Below are 1,297 nucleotides of genomic sequence, written 5' to 3'. Positions count from 1 at the left end.
CAAATGGTCTTCAAGTCGAAGGTGCTAGTCAGATTTCAAAAATCGTCGGTGGTGTGACTGCGTCTCAAGACCTAATTGATGTTGCCATCAAAGAAAACGCCGATGCGATCTTGGTTCATCACGGTTACTTCTGGAAAGGTGAGTCAGAGGCTATTACGGGTATTAAGCGCAATCGAATTAAGGCCTTACTTGATCACGATATTAATCTATTTGCGTATCACCTTCCGCTAGATGTGCATCCTACACTGGGCAATAATGCTGAGTTAGGTCGTTTGCTTGGTTTCGAAACCAGCGGCGGGATGGAACCAGATAATAAGTTTAGTGTTGGGTTAGTGGGTTCTCTACCAACACCTATGGTGTTAAGCGATTTAACTAAGCATGTGAGCGCTGTGTTGGGACGTGATGCGCTGAGTATTGGTGCTTCAGATAAAGAAATCAAAACGGTTGCTTGGTGTACCGGTGGTGCGCAGAGCATGATTGATAAGGCGGTAGCGCTTGGTGTAGATGCATATATCAGTGGTGAGATTTCAGAACCGACTGTGCACATTGCGCGTGAAACGGGAGTGGCTTATATCTCGGCTGGCCATCATGCTACCGAACGATATGGCGCAAAAGCGCTAGGTGAGTATTTACAGGATAAGTTTGATCTCGATTTCGTTTTTGTTGATATCGATAATCCAGTCTGACGCTTAAGCGTCAGACGTTGGGCGTTTTTGTTCTTCGCCTTTATATTGCTGCTCTAAATCTTCGTTAAATTCATTAGGCGCATTTTGTTGCCCTTCAAAGCCATAACCCTCAGACAGCGTACCTTCTTCTTCAGGCTTATCTTTCGGTGCGTAATCCATTGGTGGTGTAACGTCATTATTAGCTATGTCGATCGTGTGGCCTCGGTGAGAGGGCGTTTTGCTTGCGTTGAAGCTTAGCGATAACACGCTTTCTATCTCGTCATCTTCGCACAACTTACGAGCACCACTCGCAAGTTGTTCGTGAACGTCTTTGTAGCTTTTATTCAGTGTTTGCACCTTGCGTGCAGTGTCCATGAAATGGGCAGTTACATCAGCTTGATAACGCGTAAAGCGTTCTTCGGTTTCGTTGAGTTTTGCTTGGAGGCGAGCAATCTTTCGGCCATCGCCTTTAGTGCTTCGTTGCACGAGAACGCCGATAACTAATCCTAAGCTAAATAAACCTAACGCTGCGATAACTTGAATGCTCGTTTCTGTCACAAATAACCTGCTTGTTTCTTTAATTGACGTGATTGGATACTAAAACCCTTTGTCTTACATGACAACACTGCTCA

The 1,297-nt window shown here is 45.1% G+C and carries 2 protein-coding genes; one reads left to right on the top strand and one right to left on the bottom strand.

Annotated elements, in window-relative coordinates; translation table 11 throughout:
• Positions 1–686: Nif3-like dinuclear metal center hexameric protein (locus A3739_RS05805; RefSeq protein ID WP_068500649.1), on the top strand; the 686-nt coding region annotated here is incomplete at its 5' end.
• 3 nt (positions 687–689) lie between these two features.
• On the opposite strand, the gene A3739_RS05800 is transcribed toward A3739_RS05805, so the two are convergent.
• Positions 690–1,223, bottom strand: a complete 534-nt coding sequence (locus A3739_RS05800) for a YhcB family protein (protein ID WP_068476210.1) — start codon at positions 1,221–1,223, stop codon at positions 690–692.
• Between the last annotated feature and the right edge of the window lie 74 nt (positions 1,224–1,297).

Source organism: Oleiphilus sp. HI0067 (assembly GCF_001635735.1).
Note: the sequence above shows the minus strand (reverse complement) of the source record. Positions and strands in the feature narration are given on the sequence as shown.